The 16,880-nt window shown below is 54.8% G+C and carries 13 protein-coding genes; 10 read left to right on the top strand and 3 right to left on the bottom strand.

Going from position 1 to position 16,880, the window contains the following annotated elements; all coding sequences use genetic code 11:
• The first annotated feature begins 29 nt into the window (after positions 1–29).
• From garL to C7434_RS16305, 3 genes are all read left to right on the top strand, one after another.
• Complete coding sequence (gene garL / locus C7434_RS16295; protein WP_033739566.1) at positions 30–800, top strand: 2-dehydro-3-deoxyglucarate aldolase; 771 nt, start codon at positions 30–32, stop codon at positions 798–800.
• Positions 801–818: 18 nt separating this feature from the next.
• On the top strand, positions 819–1,703 hold the full coding sequence (garR, locus tag C7434_RS16300) for a 2-hydroxy-3-oxopropionate reductase (protein WP_133745657.1): 885 nt from the start codon (positions 819–821) through the stop codon (positions 1,701–1,703).
• 73 nt (positions 1,704–1,776) lie between these two features.
• Positions 1,777–2,913, top strand: a complete 1,137-nt coding sequence (locus C7434_RS16305; RefSeq protein ID WP_006120767.1) for a glycerate kinase — start codon at positions 1,777–1,779, stop codon at positions 2,911–2,913.
• Between the two features lie 52 nt (positions 2,914–2,965).
• Here the strand turns inward: C7434_RS16305 and barA are convergent, their stop codons facing one another.
• Positions 2,966–5,695, bottom strand: coding sequence for a two-component sensor histidine kinase BarA (gene barA / locus C7434_RS16310; RefSeq protein ID WP_133745658.1), 2,730 nt, complete (start codon positions 5,693–5,695; stop codon positions 2,966–2,968).
• Positions 5,696–5,782: 87 nt separating this feature from the next.
• Between barA and rlmD the strand changes: the two genes are divergently transcribed.
• The 7 genes from rlmD to queE all read left to right on the top strand — a co-directional run bounded on the left by rlmD (position 5,783) and on the right by queE (position 15,629).
• Positions 5,783–7,102, top strand: a complete 1,320-nt coding sequence (gene rlmD / locus C7434_RS16315; RefSeq protein ID WP_033739562.1) for a 23S rRNA (uracil(1939)-C(5))-methyltransferase RlmD — start codon at positions 5,783–5,785, stop codon at positions 7,100–7,102.
• Between the two features lie 32 nt (positions 7,103–7,134).
• The gene (relA, locus tag C7434_RS16320; RefSeq protein WP_006120764.1) at positions 7,135–9,366 is read left to right on the top strand and encodes a GTP diphosphokinase; all 2,232 of its coding nucleotides are present in this window, start codon (positions 7,135–7,137) and stop codon (positions 9,364–9,366) included.
• An 89-nt stretch (positions 9,367–9,455) separates the two neighbouring features.
• Positions 9,456–10,244 carry a nucleoside triphosphate pyrophosphohydrolase gene (mazG, locus tag C7434_RS16325; RefSeq protein WP_033739678.1) on the top strand — a complete coding sequence of 263 codons (789 nt, stop codon included), beginning with the start codon at positions 9,456–9,458 and terminating at the stop codon, positions 10,242–10,244.
• Between the two features lie 229 nt (positions 10,245–10,473).
• The gene (gene pyrG / locus C7434_RS16330) at positions 10,474–12,111 is read left to right on the top strand and encodes a CTP synthase (glutamine hydrolyzing) (RefSeq protein ID WP_006120762.1); all 1,638 of its coding nucleotides are present in this window, start codon (positions 10,474–10,476) and stop codon (positions 12,109–12,111) included.
• A gap of 76 nt (positions 12,112–12,187) precedes the next feature.
• Complete coding sequence (gene eno, locus C7434_RS16335; RefSeq protein WP_006120761.1) at positions 12,188–13,483, top strand: phosphopyruvate hydratase; 1,296 nt, start codon at positions 12,188–12,190, stop codon at positions 13,481–13,483.
• A gap of 233 nt (positions 13,484–13,716) precedes the next feature.
• Positions 13,717–14,832: an endonuclease/exonuclease/phosphatase family protein gene (locus C7434_RS16340; protein WP_033739560.1), complete on the top strand. Its 1,116-nt coding sequence runs from the start codon at positions 13,717–13,719 to the stop codon at positions 14,830–14,832.
• Positions 14,833–14,957: 125 nt separating this feature from the next.
• Positions 14,958–15,629, top strand: a complete 672-nt coding sequence (gene queE / locus C7434_RS16345; protein ID WP_006120759.1) for a 7-carboxy-7-deazaguanine synthase QueE — start codon at positions 14,958–14,960, stop codon at positions 15,627–15,629.
• A gap of 33 nt (positions 15,630–15,662) precedes the next feature.
• On the opposite strand, the gene C7434_RS16350 is transcribed toward queE, so the two are convergent.
• Together C7434_RS16350 and queD are read right to left on the bottom strand one after the other, a co-directional pair.
• Positions 15,663–16,262 carry an inorganic diphosphatase gene (locus tag C7434_RS16350; protein ID WP_033739558.1) on the bottom strand — a complete coding sequence of 200 codons (600 nt, stop codon included), beginning with the start codon at positions 16,260–16,262 and terminating at the stop codon, positions 15,663–15,665.
• 159 nt (positions 16,263–16,421) lie between these two features.
• Entirely contained in the window at positions 16,422–16,781 is a 360-nt protein-coding gene (gene queD, locus C7434_RS16355) for a 6-carboxytetrahydropterin synthase QueD (protein WP_006120757.1), read from the bottom strand.
• Positions 16,782–16,880: the final 99 nt, after the last annotated feature.

Here is a 16,880-nt window from a genome sequence, read left to right on the forward strand (position 1 = left end):
CAGGAAACCCGTTTCACAGGAGTAAAACCATGAGTAATACAGCCTGGCGCAATGAATTTCGCCATCGCCTGCTGGCAGGTGAAACCCTGATTGGCAGTTGGTGTGCCCTGGCGAATCCCCTTTCGACCGAAGTCCTGGGGCTGGCCGGATTTGACTGGCTGGTGCTGGACGGCGAGCACGCGCCTAACGATATCACCACCTTTGTGCCTCAACTGATGGCGCTGAAAGGCAGCAATAGTGCGCCGGTTGTGCGTCCACCCTGTAACGAGCCGGTGATTATTAAACGCCTGCTGGATATTGGTTTTAACAACATTCTGGTGCCCTTCGTCGAGAACGAAGACGAGGCCAGACGTGCGGTCGCCTCGACGCGTTATCCGCCTGCGGGGATTCGCGGCGTATCCGTTTCACATCGCAGCAATATGTACGGCACCATGCCAGCGTACAACAGCACTATCAACGACAACATTACGGTGTTAGTCCAGATAGAAACGCAGCAGGCCGTGGACAACATCGATGCTATCGCGGCCGTTGAGGGCGTGGACGGGATCTTTGTCGGACCGGGCGATCTGTCCGCCGCGCTGGGTTATCTCGGCCAGCCTGCGCACCCGGCGGTATTGCCCGTCATCAAACACATCTTTGAACGGGCAAAAGCTGCCAACAAACCCAGCGGGATTCTGGCGCCGGTCGAGGCCGACGCCCGCCGCTACCTCGAGTGGGGCGCGACCTTTGTTGCTGTGGGTAGCGATCTCGGTGTTTTCCGCAGTGCCACGCAGGCGTTGTGTGACAAATTTAAAACGTAATCATCCAGGAGAGACGCAATGAAAATTGGCTTTATTGGCCTTGGGATTATGGGCAAACCTATGAGTAAAAACCTGCTGAAGGCGGGTTATTCACTGGTCGTGCGGGATCATCATGCCGAAAACGAGGCCGAGCTGGTCGCGCTGGGTGCGACAACGGCCAGCAACGCGAAAGAGATTGCCGGGCAGTGCGATGTGGTCATCACCATGGTGCCGAACTCGCCGCAGGTCAAAGAGGTTTGTCTGGGTGATAATGGCATTATCAATGGGGCAAAACCCGGTCTGATTGTCATCGATATGAGCTCAATCGCCCCACTGGCAAGCCGGGAAATCCATGATGCGCTGGCGGCAAAACAGATCCGTATGCTGGATGCGCCGGTCAGCGGCGGCGAACCCAAAGCCATCGAAGGCACGTTGTCGGTGATGGTGGGCGGCGATAAAGCGGTGTTTGACCAGTGTTACGACATCATGAAAGCCATGGCGGGCTCGGTCGTGCATACCGGCGATATCGGTGCCGGTAACGTGACCAAGCTGGCCAATCAGGTGATTGTGGCGCTGAATATTGCCGCAATGTCAGAAGCGCTGTCACTGGCGACCAAAGCCGGTGTCAATCCGGAGCTGGTCTATCAGGCTATACGTGGCGGTCTGGCAGGAAGCACCGTGCTGGATGCGAAAGCGCCGATGGTGATGGACCGCAATTTTAAACCCGGCTTTCGTATCGATTTACATATTAAAGATCTGGCTAACGCACTGGATACCTCACATGACATTGGTGCTCCTCTGCCACTGACAGCGGCGGTGATGGAGATGATGCAGGCACTGCGTAACGACGGACAGGGAACCGCCGACCACAGCGCGCTGGCCTGCTATTATGAAAAGTTAGCAAACGTCGAAATTTCGCGCTAAGGGTTGCCCGGTATCTGCGGATGCCGGGCGAATGTCCTTCCCTTACCGTCAAACCATACCGCCTGGATTGCTTATGAAAATCGTCATCGCACCGGATTCATATAAAGAAAGTCTCTCTGCCCTGGATGTGGCGTCGGCAATCGAAGCGGGATTTCGCGAGATTTTCCCCGATGCGCATTATGTGAAAATACCGGTCGCTGATGGCGGTGAAGGCACGGTTGAAGCGATGGTCGCCGCAACCCAGGGAAAAAAGATCAGGTTACAGGTGACCGGTCCACTGGGGGAACCTGTGGAGGCGTTCTATGGGGTGTCGGGCAACGACGAGACCGCCTATATCGAGATGGCCGCCGCCAGTGGCCTGGAGCTGGTCCCGGCGGCGCGGCGCGACCCATTGATTACCACTTCGTTTGGCACAGGTGAACTGATCAAAAACGCGCTGGATAAAGGGGTAAAGCACATCATTATTGGCATTGGTGGCAGCGCCACCAATGACGGCGGCGCAGGAATGATGCAGGCGCTGGGGGCGCGTTTGCTGGATAAGCAAGGTGAAGAGATTGGCCCTGGCGGCGGCGCGCTGCCGCATCTGGCCCGCATTGATATTTCCCGCCTGGACAGCCGTATCCGGGCGTGCCGTTTCGAAGTGGCCTGTGATGTGACCAATACGCTGACAGGCGATGACGGTGCGTCGGCGGTCTTTGGCCCGCAAAAGGGCGCAACACCTGAACGGGTGGCACTGCTCGATAAGGCGCTGACGCACTATGCTGCGATGATTCAGCGCGATCTGGGCATGGATGTCCTGCAGGTCAGCGGTGGCGGTGCCGCAGGGGGAATGGGGGCCGCGCTGTATGCATTTTGCCAGGCGGCCCTGCGCCCCGGTATTGAAATCGTTACAGAAGCGCTGGGGCTGGCGGCGCAGTTGCAGGACGCCCAACTGGTGATTACGGGCGAAGGGCGCATAGACAGTCAGAGTATCAATGGCAAAGTGCCGATTGGCGTCGCGAAAGTTGCAAAGCGGTTTGGTCTTCCGGTGATTGGCATTGCCGGTAGCCTGACGGACGATGTCGGCGTCGTTCATCAACATGGCATTGATGCGGTATTCAGCGTGCTATACCGTATCTGTTCGCTGGATGAAGCGCTGGATGGCGCACGCAACAATGTGCGGCTTACTGCACGCAATGTGGCGGCCACCCTGAAAATCGGGGGTTTTTAAACGCTAATTTGTCGGCCCCTGGCGTTCAGGGGCCTGCTGGCTGACCGGCTTTTCACGGCATAGCGAGCACGCGGCGCGCCTGTCTGGCCACATTTTCCATCTCATCCTGCAGCTCCAGCAACTCCGGCTCCAGCGCCTCAATATCACTGGCCTGATGCAGTTCTTTTTCCAGTTTACGACAGAGTTGCTTCATCCGCGGTACGCCGCTGTAACTGGCGCTGCCGTGAAGTTTATGGATAATTTCCCGCAAGGCAACCGCATCGTTTTCAGCCATGTACTGTACGATCTTAGCGTGCACTTCCGGCAAAAATTCCAGCAGCATTCGCAATAAATCCCGCGCTAAATCAGGTTTGTTGGCCGCCTGACGCAACGCCAGTTTCCAGTCCAGCGTGGGCAGGATCTGGGGAACCTCGGGCACAGCGCTGGCCGGGCTGGGCATATAACGCGTCAACACCTGACTGAGCTTATTTTCATCAATAGGCTTAGCAAGATAGTCGTTCATGCCGGCCCGGATCAGGTGCTCACGTTCACCATCGATCGCGTGCGCGGTTACAGCGACGATCGGCGTGTTGGCATGGTTTGGCAGCGTGCGGATAATTTCACTGGCGCGAATGCCATCAATTTCGGGCATCTGGATATCCATTAAAATCACGTCCAGTGCTTGCCGGTGGGCGACGTGAATGGCCTGCTCGGCGTTATTGCACAGGATGCTGTGCTCAACCTGTTCTTCCAGCAGTGCGCCGATCAGCTTGAGATTCGCAGGATTATCATCCACCGCCATGACGGTTAACGGCAGACGCGGCGAGGAAGAGGCATCGTTACTGTGGCGGGCATGCAGCTCCAGCAGCATGGGCAGTAAACGCGTTTGTGAGACAGGTTTGGCAATACAGCCGTCAATACCACGTACTTTTAGCTCATCGGCCAGCAGCATCATTGGGCTTGGCAGCGCCATGATGACCTGATCGGCGCGTTCCAGCAGCGAATTGATAAACCGGCTTTCCAGCACCTGCGACTGGCTGGCATCGACAGGCATCGCCATCAGCAACAGGGGATAACGCGGCTGACTCAGGCCTTCCGGCGTTAAGCTGTGCTCTACCTGTAACGGCGTCGCGCCTAAAATCTCGACGACTGCGCTGGCAACATCGGGATTCGCTTCCACATAGGCCATGCGGGTGTTCGATAGTGCGTCAAGGACGCGCGGCATACTCGGTGCATTCGGATTGAGATCAAGTTTCACGCGCACCCAAAAGGTGGAACCGTGATTCTGGCGGCTGACGAAGGTGATCTCCCCGTTCATTTCCCGCACCAGTTTCTGGGTGATCACCAGTCCCAGCCCCGATCCGCCGTGGCGACGGGAAATGCTGGCATCCGCCTGGCGAAAGGCCTGAAACAGCTGCGCCTGCTGTTCTTCGGAAATGCCTATCCCCGTATCACGCACCTGAATCTCCAGCTCAACCTGGGTTGCCGTAAGGGTATGTTGCTCAACCCGTAAATTGATGGTGCCTTTTTCAGTGAACTTAATCGCATTGCCCATCAGGTTAATCAGGATTTGCTGCAGGCGAAGCGCGTCACCGATCACGTTGTCGGGGACGTTGTTATCGCATACCACCGTCAACTCCAGCTTCTTTTCGTGGGCCGATGGGGCCAGCAAAACCAGCGTTTCATCCAGCGTGGCGCGAAGCGGGAAAGGAATGGATTCCAGCATCAGCTTTCCGGCTTCCAGCTTCGAGAAATCCAGTACGTCATTGATAATCGACAGCAGGTTATTGGCCGAACGTTCAATCGTCAGCATATAGTCACGCTGGGTGGTGCGCAGCGGCGTTTTCAGCATTTGACGGGTAAAGCCCAGCACGCCATTCAGCGGCGTGCGCAGTTCATGGGACATGTTCGCCAGGAATTCGGATTTGATGCGGGCAGCTTCCTGGGCACGTTTTTTGGCCAGATCCAGCTCAACGTTTTGAATTTCGAGCTGCTCCAGCGTTTCCCGCAGGTCCCAGGTCGCCTGATCGATGTTGTGCTGCATCTCTTCGTGGTAGGCGGTAAGCGACATCGCCATGGCATTGATCCCATTCTTCAGGATGCTCAGCTCGCCCAGCATGTGGCCTTCCACCCGGCTGTCCAGTTGCCCACGACGAATCCGGTCAACGGTGCTGACCATATTGCGAATGGGGCCGGTAACGTCCCGCATCAGGCGATAGGCAAACAACATGGCAATACACAGGCAGAACAGCAGCATCAGGGTGGCAATAAAGACTTCCCGGTATTGCTGTAAACGCACGGACTGCAAATCCAGCTCTATCGCCACATAGCCCAGCGGATTCCCGGCGGGCTTGGCATCCTGTCCGGGCAATTCATCCACGGCGTAACGCTCGGAGGTGATGGGTTTGCGCAGGATCAACAGGTTGCCGCTGCCCTCCAGGGAAACATCCTCGGGCAGCGCCTGAATCGCCTGCTTTGTCTTCAGGCTGAGGTTTTGGTTGGTGTTGGAGGTGACGTAGAGCTGGTTATTATCATCAAAAACAGAAATGGCCCGTACAATGCCGGAATGGCGGCGATGGAGTAAACTCACCAGTTCACGCAGCGCATCACGATTGTGCCAGGTCATGCTGTATTCTGTGGAGACCGCCAGCGGTTCAATGATATTCGCCCCCGCCTCAATCACCTGGCGCTGTAATTCATTGTAGCGATGTACCACAAAAAATGAGCTGAGCAGCAAGCCTACCATTAGCGTAGGCGCCAGGATTAAAATCATCATTCGCGCCCGCAGGCTGTATTTAGTCATAATAGTCGCCTGCTGTTTCGGCCTGAACGTCCCTGTGCATGTCGCTGAAATGGATGCACATCGAATTTAAAGAGAAAGAACTACACTATGGCGCAATTTTATTCCGCAAAACAGCGCGTGACGACCCGAAAAAGGCTGACCGTCACTATCGAAGACCTGGATCCTTTCGGTCAGGGCGTGGCCCGGCACAAAGGAAAAACCCTGTTTGTCGCGGGTGCGCTGCCCGGCGAAGAGGCGGAAGTCACCCTGCTGGAGGAGAAGCGCCAGTATGCTCGCGCCAAAACAGAGCGTCTGTTGAACCACAGCCCGTCACGGGTTGAACCTCGCTGTCCGCATTTTAGCCGCTGTGGCGGCTGCCAACAGCAACATGTTGATGAGCCGCTACAGCAGCAGAGTAAAGCGCGTGCGCTGGCACGAATGCTTACTCAGGCAGCAAAGCAGCCGATCACGGTGGATGAGATCATCGCCGGTCCTGCCTGGGGCTACCGCCGCCGTGCCCGCCTTGGCCTGCAGTGGCACAGCAAAACACAGCAGCTTCAGATGGGCTTTCGCCAGGAAGCCACCAACGATCTGGTCGATATCCAGCAGTGCCCCGTTTTGGTGCCCCAACTTGAAGCGCTGATTATTCCGCTGCGCAATTGTCTCACTACGCTTAATGCTGTCAACCGTTTAGGCCATGTCGAACTGGTGCTGGCTGATAACGGGCCGGTGATGTTATTGCGTCATCTGGATGCATTAACTGCTGACGATATGGCAAAACTGGAACGGTTTTCGCATCAGCATCAGCTCATGCTGTTTTTGGATGATGGCGGCGAGGCACTGCGCGCAATCAGTGAACAACGCCCGTTTTATCATTCACACCAGCTTACGCTAACCTTCAGTCCACAGGATTTTATTCAGGTTAACGATACGGTGAATCAGCAGATGGTCGCCAGGGCAATCGCGTGGCTGGATTTACAGCCTGACGATCGTGTGCTGGACCTGTTTTGCGGCATGGGAAACTTTACGCTCCCTGTAGGAAAAACGGTACAAAATGCCGTAGGTGTGGAGGGCGTTGCAGCATTAGTCCAGCAGGCAGAGTATAATGCTGAGGTCAATGATCTTAAAAACGTCAGATTTTTTCAGCACAATCTGGAAGACGATGTTTCGCGTCAGCCCTGGGCGACGCAAGGCTTTAACAAGGTGTTACTCGATCCGGCGCGGGCCGGGGCGGCGGGTGTCATGTCCCATGTCGTCAAACTATCACCACAGCGTGTGGTCTATGTGTCGTGTAATCCTGTAACACTCGCGCGTGACAGCGAAACACTGTTGTCGGCGGGCTACCAATTGGAAAGGGTCGCGATGCTGGATATGTTTCCGCATACCCGTCATCTCGAATCCATGGTGCTGTTCAGAAAAAAAACATAAGTGTCCGGCAGGGGCGCTGTGCAGGAGAGGATATGGTTGCGGTCAGAAGTGCACATTTAAATACGGAAGGGGAATTTGCCCTCGACCAGTGGATCGCCAGTCTTGGCGTGGCTAACCCGCAATCATGTGAACGTCTTGCTGAAACCTGGCGCTATTGTGAGGCGCAGACGCAAGGCCATCCCGACCAGTCGCTGCTGCTGTGGCGCGGTATTGAGATGGTGGAAATCCTCTCAATGCTCAGCATGGACATTGAAAGCCTGTGCGCGGCACTGATTTTCCCGCTCGCCAATGACGAAGTGGTCAGCGAAGAAGAGCTGGAAAAAACCGTGGGCAAAGGCATCGTTTCGCTGGTACATGGCGTACGCGATATGGATGCGATTCGCCAGCTGAAAGCCATTCATAACGATTCAATGGCCTCAGAGCAGGTGGATAACGTGCGCCGCATGCTGCTGGCGATGGTGGAAGATTTCCGCTGCGTGGTGCTCAAGCTGGCAGAGCGCATTATGAACCTGCGCGAGGTGAAGGATGCACCGGAAGACGAACGCGTTCTGGCCGCCAAAGAAAGCACCAATATTTACGCGCCGCTGGCCAACCGGCTGGGCATCGGCCAGCTGAAATGGGAGCTGGAAGATTACTGTTTCCGCTATCTGCATCCCGAAGAATACAAGCGCATTGCGAAACTGTTGCACGAACGTCGTATCGATCGTGAGCAATATATCGATAACTTTGTCGTTAACCTGCGTAAAGAGATGGCGAAAGAGGGCGTTCGTGCCGAAGTATACGGCCGTCCCAAACATATCTACAGCATCTGGCGCAAGATGCAGAAAAAATCGCTCGCCTTTGATGAGCTGTTCGACGTGCGCGCGGTGCGTATTGTGGCTGAGCGTTTGCAGGACTGCTATGGCGCGCTGGGTACGGTACATACGCTGTACCGCCATCTGCCCAGTGAATTCGACGATTACGTCGCTAACCCGAAGCCTAACGGCTATCAGTCCATTCATACGGTGGTGCTGGGACCGCAGGGTAAAACCGTTGAGATCCAGATTCGTACGCGTCAGATGCATGAGGACGCGGAACTCGGCGTCGCGGCACACTGGAAATACAAAGAAGGTCCGTCGTCCAGCCATGCCCGTGGGGCGGCAGGCCATGAAGAACGCATTGCCTGGTTACGTAAGCTGATCTCCTGGCAGGAAGAGATGGCCGATTCCGGCGAGCTGCTGGAAGAGGTCCGCAGTCAGGTGTTTGATGACCGCGTCTACGTCTTTACCCCGAAAGGCGATGTGGTCGATTTGCCCGCCGGTTCTACGCCGCTGGACTTTGCTTACCATATCCACAGCGATATCGGCCATCGCTGCATCGGTGCCAAAATCGGTGGGCGCATCGTGCCCTTTACCTATCAGTTGCAGATGGGCGACCAGGTTGAAGTCATCACACAAAAACAGCCGAATCCAAGCCGTGACTGGCTGAACCCGAATTTAGGATTCATCACTACCAGCCGTGGCCGCGCCAAAATTCACAACTGGTTCCGTAAGCAGGATCGCGATAAAAACATTCTTGCCGGTCGCCAGATTCTGGACAACGAGCTGAACCAGATGGATATCAGCCTGCGTGAAGCCGAGAAGCTGCTGCTGCCGCGCTATAACGTCACCTCGCTGGACGAGTTACTGGCCGCCATTGGCGGCGGGGATATTCGTCTGCACCAGATGGTGAATTTCCTGCAGGCCAAACTTAATAAGCCGACGGCGGAAGAACAGGACCGTGAAGCCCTGCGTCAGCTGACGCAAAAATCGCACGCGCCGTCTGCCCGCAAGGAAAGTGGTCGCGTCGTGGTGGAAGGGGTGGGCAACCTCATGCACCATATCGCACGCTGCTGTCAGCCTATCCCGGGCGACGATATCGTCGGCTTTATCACCCACGGACGCGGTATTTCCATTCACCGTGCCGACTGCGATCAACTGTCGGAGCTGATCTCCAACGCGCCAGAGCGCATCGTCGATGCCGTATGGGGCGAAAGCTACTCCAGCGGCTATTCGCTGGTGGTGCGCGTCACGGCTAACGATCGCAGCGGGCTGTTGCGCGATATCACCACGATTCTCGCCAACGAAAAGGTCAACGTGCTCGGCGTATCGAGCCGCAGCGATACCAAAAAACAGCTCGCCACCATTGATATGGACATCGAGATTTACAATCACCAGGTCCTGGGGCGCGTGCTGTCTCGCCTCAATCAGGTACCTGACATCATCGATGCCCGCCGCCTGCACTAACCTGTCATCAGGCGCACGTTTTGACCGACGTGCGCCTGCCTGCTTTTATCACCGCGTTTATGCCAACGAAACATCGGAAGGATTACCCTATGACGTCAATTGATCGCCTGCTGGGCATTATGAAAACCCTGCGCGATCCGCAACAGGGCTGCCCGTGGGATCGCGAGCAGACCTTTGCCACCATCGCGCCTTATACCCTGGAAGAAACCTACGAAGTGCTGGATGCGATCCAGCGCGAAGACTTCGACGATCTGCGGGGGGAGCTGGGCGATCTGCTGTTTCAGGTGGTGTTTTATGCCCAGATGGCACAGGAGCAGGGGCGCTTTAATTTTGATGATATCTGCCATGCCATCAGTGACAAGCTGGAACGTCGCCATCCGCATATTTTTGCGGAAGGCACCGCCGGGAACAGTGCTGAGGTGTTGAAAAACTGGGAGGCGATAAAAAGCGCGGAACGGGCAGAGAAAGCCCAGCATTCGGCACTGGACGATATTCCAAAAGCGCTGCCTGCGCTGATGCGCGCCCATAAAATTCAAAAGCGTTGCCACAATGTGGGCTTCGACTGGACCACGCTGGGCCCGGTGGTCGACAAGGTGCATGAAGAGATCGATGAGGTGATGCATGAGGCGCAGCAAAGCGTCGTCGACCCGCAAAAGCTGGAAGAAGAGATTGGCGATTTACTGTTTGCGACGGTTAACCTCTCGCGTCACTTGGGCAGCAAAGCCGAAATCGCGCTACAGAAGGCCAACGATAAGTTTGAGCGCCGTTTCCGTGCGGTGGAAGCAATCATTACTGCACAGGGACTGTCTATGCCTGGCGCCACGCTGGAACAAATGGAAGCGGCCTGGCAGCAGGTAAAAGCCGACGAAAAACGCTGATTATTCCAGCGCTGCGCATAAAGTGCGCGCTCGGGCTTACTCGATTCAGCTTCACGTCAACTTTGTGATGTACGTCAACATTTTGTTAACCGCTATCCGCTAAGGTACGCGCAGCAATGCGTGAGGAGAGGGATGTGATTCATCAATTGTGGCTGATGGCGGTTTCCAGTATACTGTTTTCCCGTCCTGGTTATTCCACCGTCTTTAAACCTAAACTCTCAGGTTCAGCATGACAACGAATTATATTTTTGTGACCGGCGGGGTCGTTTCCTCTCTGGGTAAAGGCATTGCCGCAGCCTCCCTCGCAGCCATTCTCGAAGCGCGTGGTCTGAACGTGACCATCATGAAACTGGATCCGTACATTAACGTCGATCCGGGTACCATGAGCCCGACACAGCACGGTGAAGTATTCGTCACTGATGATGGGGCCGAAACCGATCTGGATTTGGGTCACTATGAGCGCTTCATCCGCACGAAAATGTCGCGCCGCAACAACTTCACCACTGGCCGTATCTACTCGGAAGTCCTGCGCAAAGAGCGCCGTGGCGACTATCTGGGTGCCACGATTCAGGTCATTCCGCATATTACTAATGCGATTAAAGAGCGCATCATCGAAGGTGGCGAAGGTCACGACGTCGTGCTGGTCGAAATCGGCGGTACGGTCGGTGATATCGAATCCCTGCCGTTCCTGGAAGCGATTCGTCAGATGGCCGTCGACGTGGGCCGCGAACACACGATGTACATGCACCTGACGCTGGTGCCTTACATGGCGGCAGCGGGCGAGGTCAAAACCAAGCCGACGCAGCACTCTGTAAAAGAACTGCTCTCTATCGGTATTCAGCCAGACGTCCTGATCTGCCGTTCCGATCGGGCTGTGCCGGCCAACGAGCGTGGCAAAATTGCCCTGTTCTGTAACGTGCCAGAAAAAGCCGTTATTTCGCTCAAAGACGTCGATTCCATCTACAAAATTCCAGGCATGCTGAAATCGCAGGGTCTGGATGACTATATCTGTAAGCGTTTCAATCTGAATGCTCCGGAAGCCAATCTGGCCGAGTGGGAGCAGGTGATTTATGAAGAAGCGAACCCGGGCGGCGAAGTCACCATTGGTATGGTGGGCAAATATGTCGAACTGCCGGATGCGTATAAATCTGTTATTGAAGCCCTGAAGCACGGCGGGCTGAAGAATCGCGTTACCGTCAACATCAAGCTGATCGACTCCCAGGACGTAGAAACCCGCGGTGTCGAATTGCTGAAAGATTTAGATGCCATTCTGATTCCGGGTGGGTTTGGTTACCGCGGTGTCGAAGGCAAGCTGATGACGGCGAAATATGCCCGCGAAAACAACGTGCCTTATCTCGGCATCTGTCTTGGCATGCAGGTTGCCCTGATGGAGTTCGCGCGCAATGTTGCCGGTATGGAAGGCGCAAACTCCACAGAATTTGTGCCAGACTGTAAGTACCCGGTGGTCGCCTTGATCACCGAATGGCGTGACGAAGAAGGTAACGTTGAAGTCCGTTCTGAGCAGAGCGATCTGGGCGGTACCATGCGTCTTGGCAGCCAGCAGTGCCAGTTGACCCCGGAAAGCAAGGTTCGCCAGCTGTACGGTTCTGACACGATTGTTGAGCGCCATCGTCATCGCTACGAAGTAAATAATATGCTGCTGAAGCAAATTGAAGCAGCGGGTTTACGCGTGGCAGGACGTTCTGGCGACGATCAGTTGGTTGAGATCATTGAGATCCCGAACCATCCATGGTTTATTGCTTGCCAGTTCCACCCTGAGTTCACATCGACGCCACGCGATGGTCATCCGTTGTTTGCCGGGTTTGTGAAGGCAGCACATGAGCATCAGAAGCGTTTAGCGAAATAAGTTTAACGAACAACGCGCGAACTTTTCGCGCGTTGTTTGTCTTAGGATTGACTAACTTGTACTGAGGAAAATCGTAATGGCCAAAATCGTAAAAGTCATCGGTCGCGAAATTATCGACTCACGTGGCAACCCAACTGTTGAAGCTGAAGTGCACCTGGAAGGCGGCTTCGTAGGCCTGGCTGCAGCACCATCAGGTGCCTCTACCGGTTCTCGTGAAGCACTGGAACTGCGTGACGGTGACAAATCTCGCTTCCTGGGCAAAGGCGTAACTAAAGCGGTTGCTGCGGTTAACGGTCCGATTGCTGAAGCGGTAAAAGGCAAAGACGCGAAAGATCAGGCGAACATTGATAAAATCATGATCGACCTGGACGGTACTGAGAACAAATCTAACTTCGGTGCTAACGCCATTCTGGCTGTTTCACTGGCTGCGGCAAAAGCGGCGGCAGCCTCTAAAGGTCAGGCGCTGTATGAGCACATCGCTGAACTGAACGGCACCCCAGGCAAATATTCTATGCCACTGCCTATGATGAACATCATCAACGGTGGTGAGCACGCGGACAACAACGTCGACATTCAGGAATTCATGATTCAGCCTGTCGGTGCATCAAGCGTGAAAGAAGCGATCCGCATGGGTTCAGAAGTGTTCCACAACCTGGCGAAAGTGCTGAAAAGCAAAGGTATGAGCACAGCGGTAGGTGACGAAGGTGGCTATGCGCCAAACCTGGGTTCTAACGCCGAAGCGCTGGCGGTTATCGCGGAAGCGGTAAAAGCAGCAGGCTATGAGCTGGGTAAAGATATCACCCTGGCAATGGACTGTGCGGCATCTGAATTCTACAAAGATGGCAAATACGTGCTGGCCGGTGAAGGCGGTAAGGCCTTCACCTCTGAAGAGTTCACCCACTTCCTGGAAGATCTGACGAAGCAGTATCCGATCGTTTCTATCGAAGATGGCCTGGACGAATCTGACTGGGATGGCTTCGCCTACCAGACCAAAGTGCTGGGCGACAAAATCCAGCTGGTAGGTGACGACCTGTTCGTTACCAACACGAAGATCCTGAAAGAAGGTATCGAGAAAGGCATCGCGAACTCCATCCTGATCAAATTCAACCAGATCGGTTCACTGACCGAAACCCTGGCTGCGATTAAAATGGCGAAAGACGCAGGCTACACCGCTGTGATCTCTCACCGTTCAGGTGAAACCGAAGACGCGACCATCGCTGACCTGGCGGTCGGTACTGCTGCAGGCCAGATCAAAACCGGTTCAATGAGCCGTTCTGACCGTGTTGCGAAGTACAACCAGCTGATCCGTATCGAAGAAGCGCTGGGTTCAAAAGCGCCCTTCAACGGTCTGAAAGAAGTAAAAGGCCAGTAAGTTTACTGACTTCTGACTTCTGATGAAAACCCGCCCACGTGGCGGGTTTTTTTATGCCTTTGCCGTCAGGCTTCCTCACCTTTTTCTGCGACGTCTATGCTGTATACATCTGCGCTTAACACAACTCACCGACACTGACGCTGTATACACGAATCTGACGCATCCTGTTGCTCGCCTGAGGCGCATGAATCACCGCTTTCAGGCAAAAATTAACTGGCTGAAGGAGGAAACCTGTGAGGCTGGCTTCGTATAACGTTGAAAACCTGTTTGATCGCGCCAGAGCGATGAATCAGAACGAATGGCGTGCAGGAAAACCGGTACTCGAAAAATTCGCCGAGCTGAATGCCCTGCTGGGGCAGGCTGAGTATACCGACGCGATGAAAAAACAGATGGTTGAACTGATGGTGGCACTGGGACTGCAAAAGTCAGACACCGGGCCTTTTGTTCTCCTGCGGCGCAACCGGGGTAAACTGTTGACCCGACCCACAGACAACAGCGGCATTCGCATTATCGCTAATGGCCGTGCTGACTGGGTCGGATCGCTGGAACTGCGACGTGCGCCGATAGACGAGATTGCTATGGGATTAACGGCGCAGGTCATGACAGATCTCAGGGCGGATATCCTGACGGTCGTGGAAGCAGAAAGCCGCCCCGCGTTGCTGGAATTTAATAACACGATGCTGCCTGCCCGCGGCGGCACGCCGTTTAATCATGTGATGGTGATTGATGGCAACGATGAGCGGGGCATTGATGTCAGGCTAATGAGCGCGGCAGACTTTGCTATCGACACAATCCGAAGTCATGTCGATGACAAAGATAAACAGGGCGAGCTGATTTTCTCGCGCGACTGTCCCGAATTCACGATTCCTTTGCCCGACGGTCAAACCCTGCTTGTGCTGGTTAACCATTTTAAAAGCAAAGGGTACGGTGCAAAAGCCACCTCTGACGCCCGCCGTAAACGGCAGGCGGAGCGGGTCAAAGCGATATATCAGCAACGCATTAAAGACGGGCAAACCCTGATCGCGATCACGGGCGATTTTAACGACACGCCAGACAGCGAGGCCTTATCGCCGTTGCTGAAGGACACCGACCTGAAAGATATCTTTACCCATGAAAAGTTTGATAACGGTGGCTATCCCGGTACCTGGGGCGGTTGCAGCGCCAGTAATAAAATTGACTATATTTTGCTGTCGCCCGCCCTGTGGAAAACGGTCGAAAAAGGCGGCGTGTGGCGCAAAGGGATGTGGCCCGGTGTTCGCCCGGTAAAATGGGAAACCTATCCCGAACTGAAAAAAGAGGTGAATGCGGCGTCTGATCATGCGGCGGTGTGGGTGGATCTGGCCCTCTGATCCCGCCTGCTGTCCTCCTGTCGCCTGGCGCGTTCACAGCAGATCGCGTCGGTTCAGCATCACCTGACATGATCTCAGCGCTGAGTTCTGCGATAATCGCGTTTTAAAACTTCACAGAGATGATTATGCAGTACCCGATTAACGAAATGTTCCAGACGCTGCAAGGCGAAGGCTATTACACCGGCGTGCCGGCGATTTTCATCCGCTTACAGGGATGTCCGGTAGGATGCAGTTGGTGTGACACCAAACACACCTGGGAAAAACAGGCGGATCGGGAAACAGCATTAGGCGATATTCTGGTTAAAACGGTGGAAAGCGATGCCTGGGGCAACGCGGATGTGCCAATGCTGCTCAGCAGCATCGCGCAACAGGGCTGGACTGCCCGTCACATTGTGATCACCGGCGGAGAACCGGCCATCTACGATTTGCGCCCACTGACCGACGCGCTGGAAGCCGCAGGGTTTCAGTGCCAGATCGAAACCAGCGGGACCCACGAAATCCACTGCTCTGCACAAACCTGGGTGACCGTGTCGCCGAAGGTTAATATGCGCGGCGGTTATGATGTCCTGGCACAGGCGCTGAGCCGTGCAGATGAGATCAAACATCCGGTAGCACGGCAACGTGATGTGGAGGCCTTAGACGATTTACTGGCCGGGATTCAGGACACAAAAGCGCGCATTATTGCGCTGCAGCCGATCAGTCGCAAAGATGATGCGACTAAACTGTGTATCGAAACCTGCATTGCGCGCAACTGGCGCCTGTCGATGCAGACGCATAAATACCTGAATATTGCCTGACAGCAAAAAGGCGGCCCTGGCCGCCTTTTTCATTTACTGTTTCGCTTTCCAGGTTTCATAAGCCTGCTTAATCTCCGCTTTTGCGGCGTTCGCGTCTTCAAATCCTTTCAGCTCAACCTTCTTACGGCCCTTGGGCAGTTCCTTGTAAACGCGAAAAAAAGCCTCCAGCCGCTGCTGCTCCATTTTGGGCAAATCCGCTACCGTCTGAATCGCATCATAGGTTGGATCGACATGACTGGCGGGTACGGCGACAATTTTGTCATCCACTTCGCCGCCGTCGATCATTTTCAGTACGCCAATCGGGCGCAGTTTAATGAGTGTCCCGGGGGCGAGTGGGGCGCGCGTATAGAAGATCACATCCAGCGGATCGTTATCACCGCCCAGTGATTGCGTCAGCGAACCGTAGTTAGCCGGATATGCAACCGGCATGGACTGAAAACGGTCGGCAACGATGAAACCGGTTTTCGCATCGGTTTCATATTTAATGATGCCGCCTGCCGGAATTTCCGTGACGGCATAGAAGGCATCCGGCAGCGTTTCGGGTTGCGGGAAGTTAAGGATGTTTTCCGCCTGAACGGCGGCAGAGGCAGTGATAAAAACGGACAAGGCCAGAAAAGGCTTTCTCAGGTTCATTGTTGATTCTCTTGATCTTTAATGAAGGAGAGAACAGCCTGGTCGGTAAAGATGACAGCGGGATGACAGCCGACGGAACGTTACAATGCACATGTCAGCAACCCTGCCGACTGATCAACCCTGTGTCCGATCAGCCGCCCGTTGGCGAAGGGCGGCCGGTTAACCGCGGTAGGTACAGCCTGCGGTGCAGGTTTCTTTGATCATGACCGCGCTCAGCAACGGCAGGCGAGGCTTCATATGATCCCAAATCCATTTGGCCAGCACTTCGCTGGTCGGATTCTCCAGTCCCGGAATGTCATTGAGGTAATAATGATCAAGCCGGTCATAAAGGGGTTTAAAGGCCGCTTTCAGTTCAGCAAAATCCATCACCCAGCCGGTATGCGCATCCACTTCGCCGGTGATTTCCAGACGCACCAGGAAGGAGTGACCGTGCAAACGACCGCATTTGTGTCCGGCCGGTACATTAGGTAAATGGTGTGCGGCTTCGAACTGGAACTCTTTAAATAACGTGGTAGACATAATCGCTCTCAGGCATTAAAAACGGGCCGAATTCTACCTGAAAAGCAGCTTTTTCGCACCCGTTAAGCGCAGTTTGCTCAGCCAATCGCCAGAATGGTT

The organism is Pantoea sp. PNA 14-12, assembly GCF_004364735.1.
GTDB lineage: Bacteria > Pseudomonadota > Gammaproteobacteria > Enterobacterales > Enterobacteriaceae > Pantoea > Pantoea stewartii.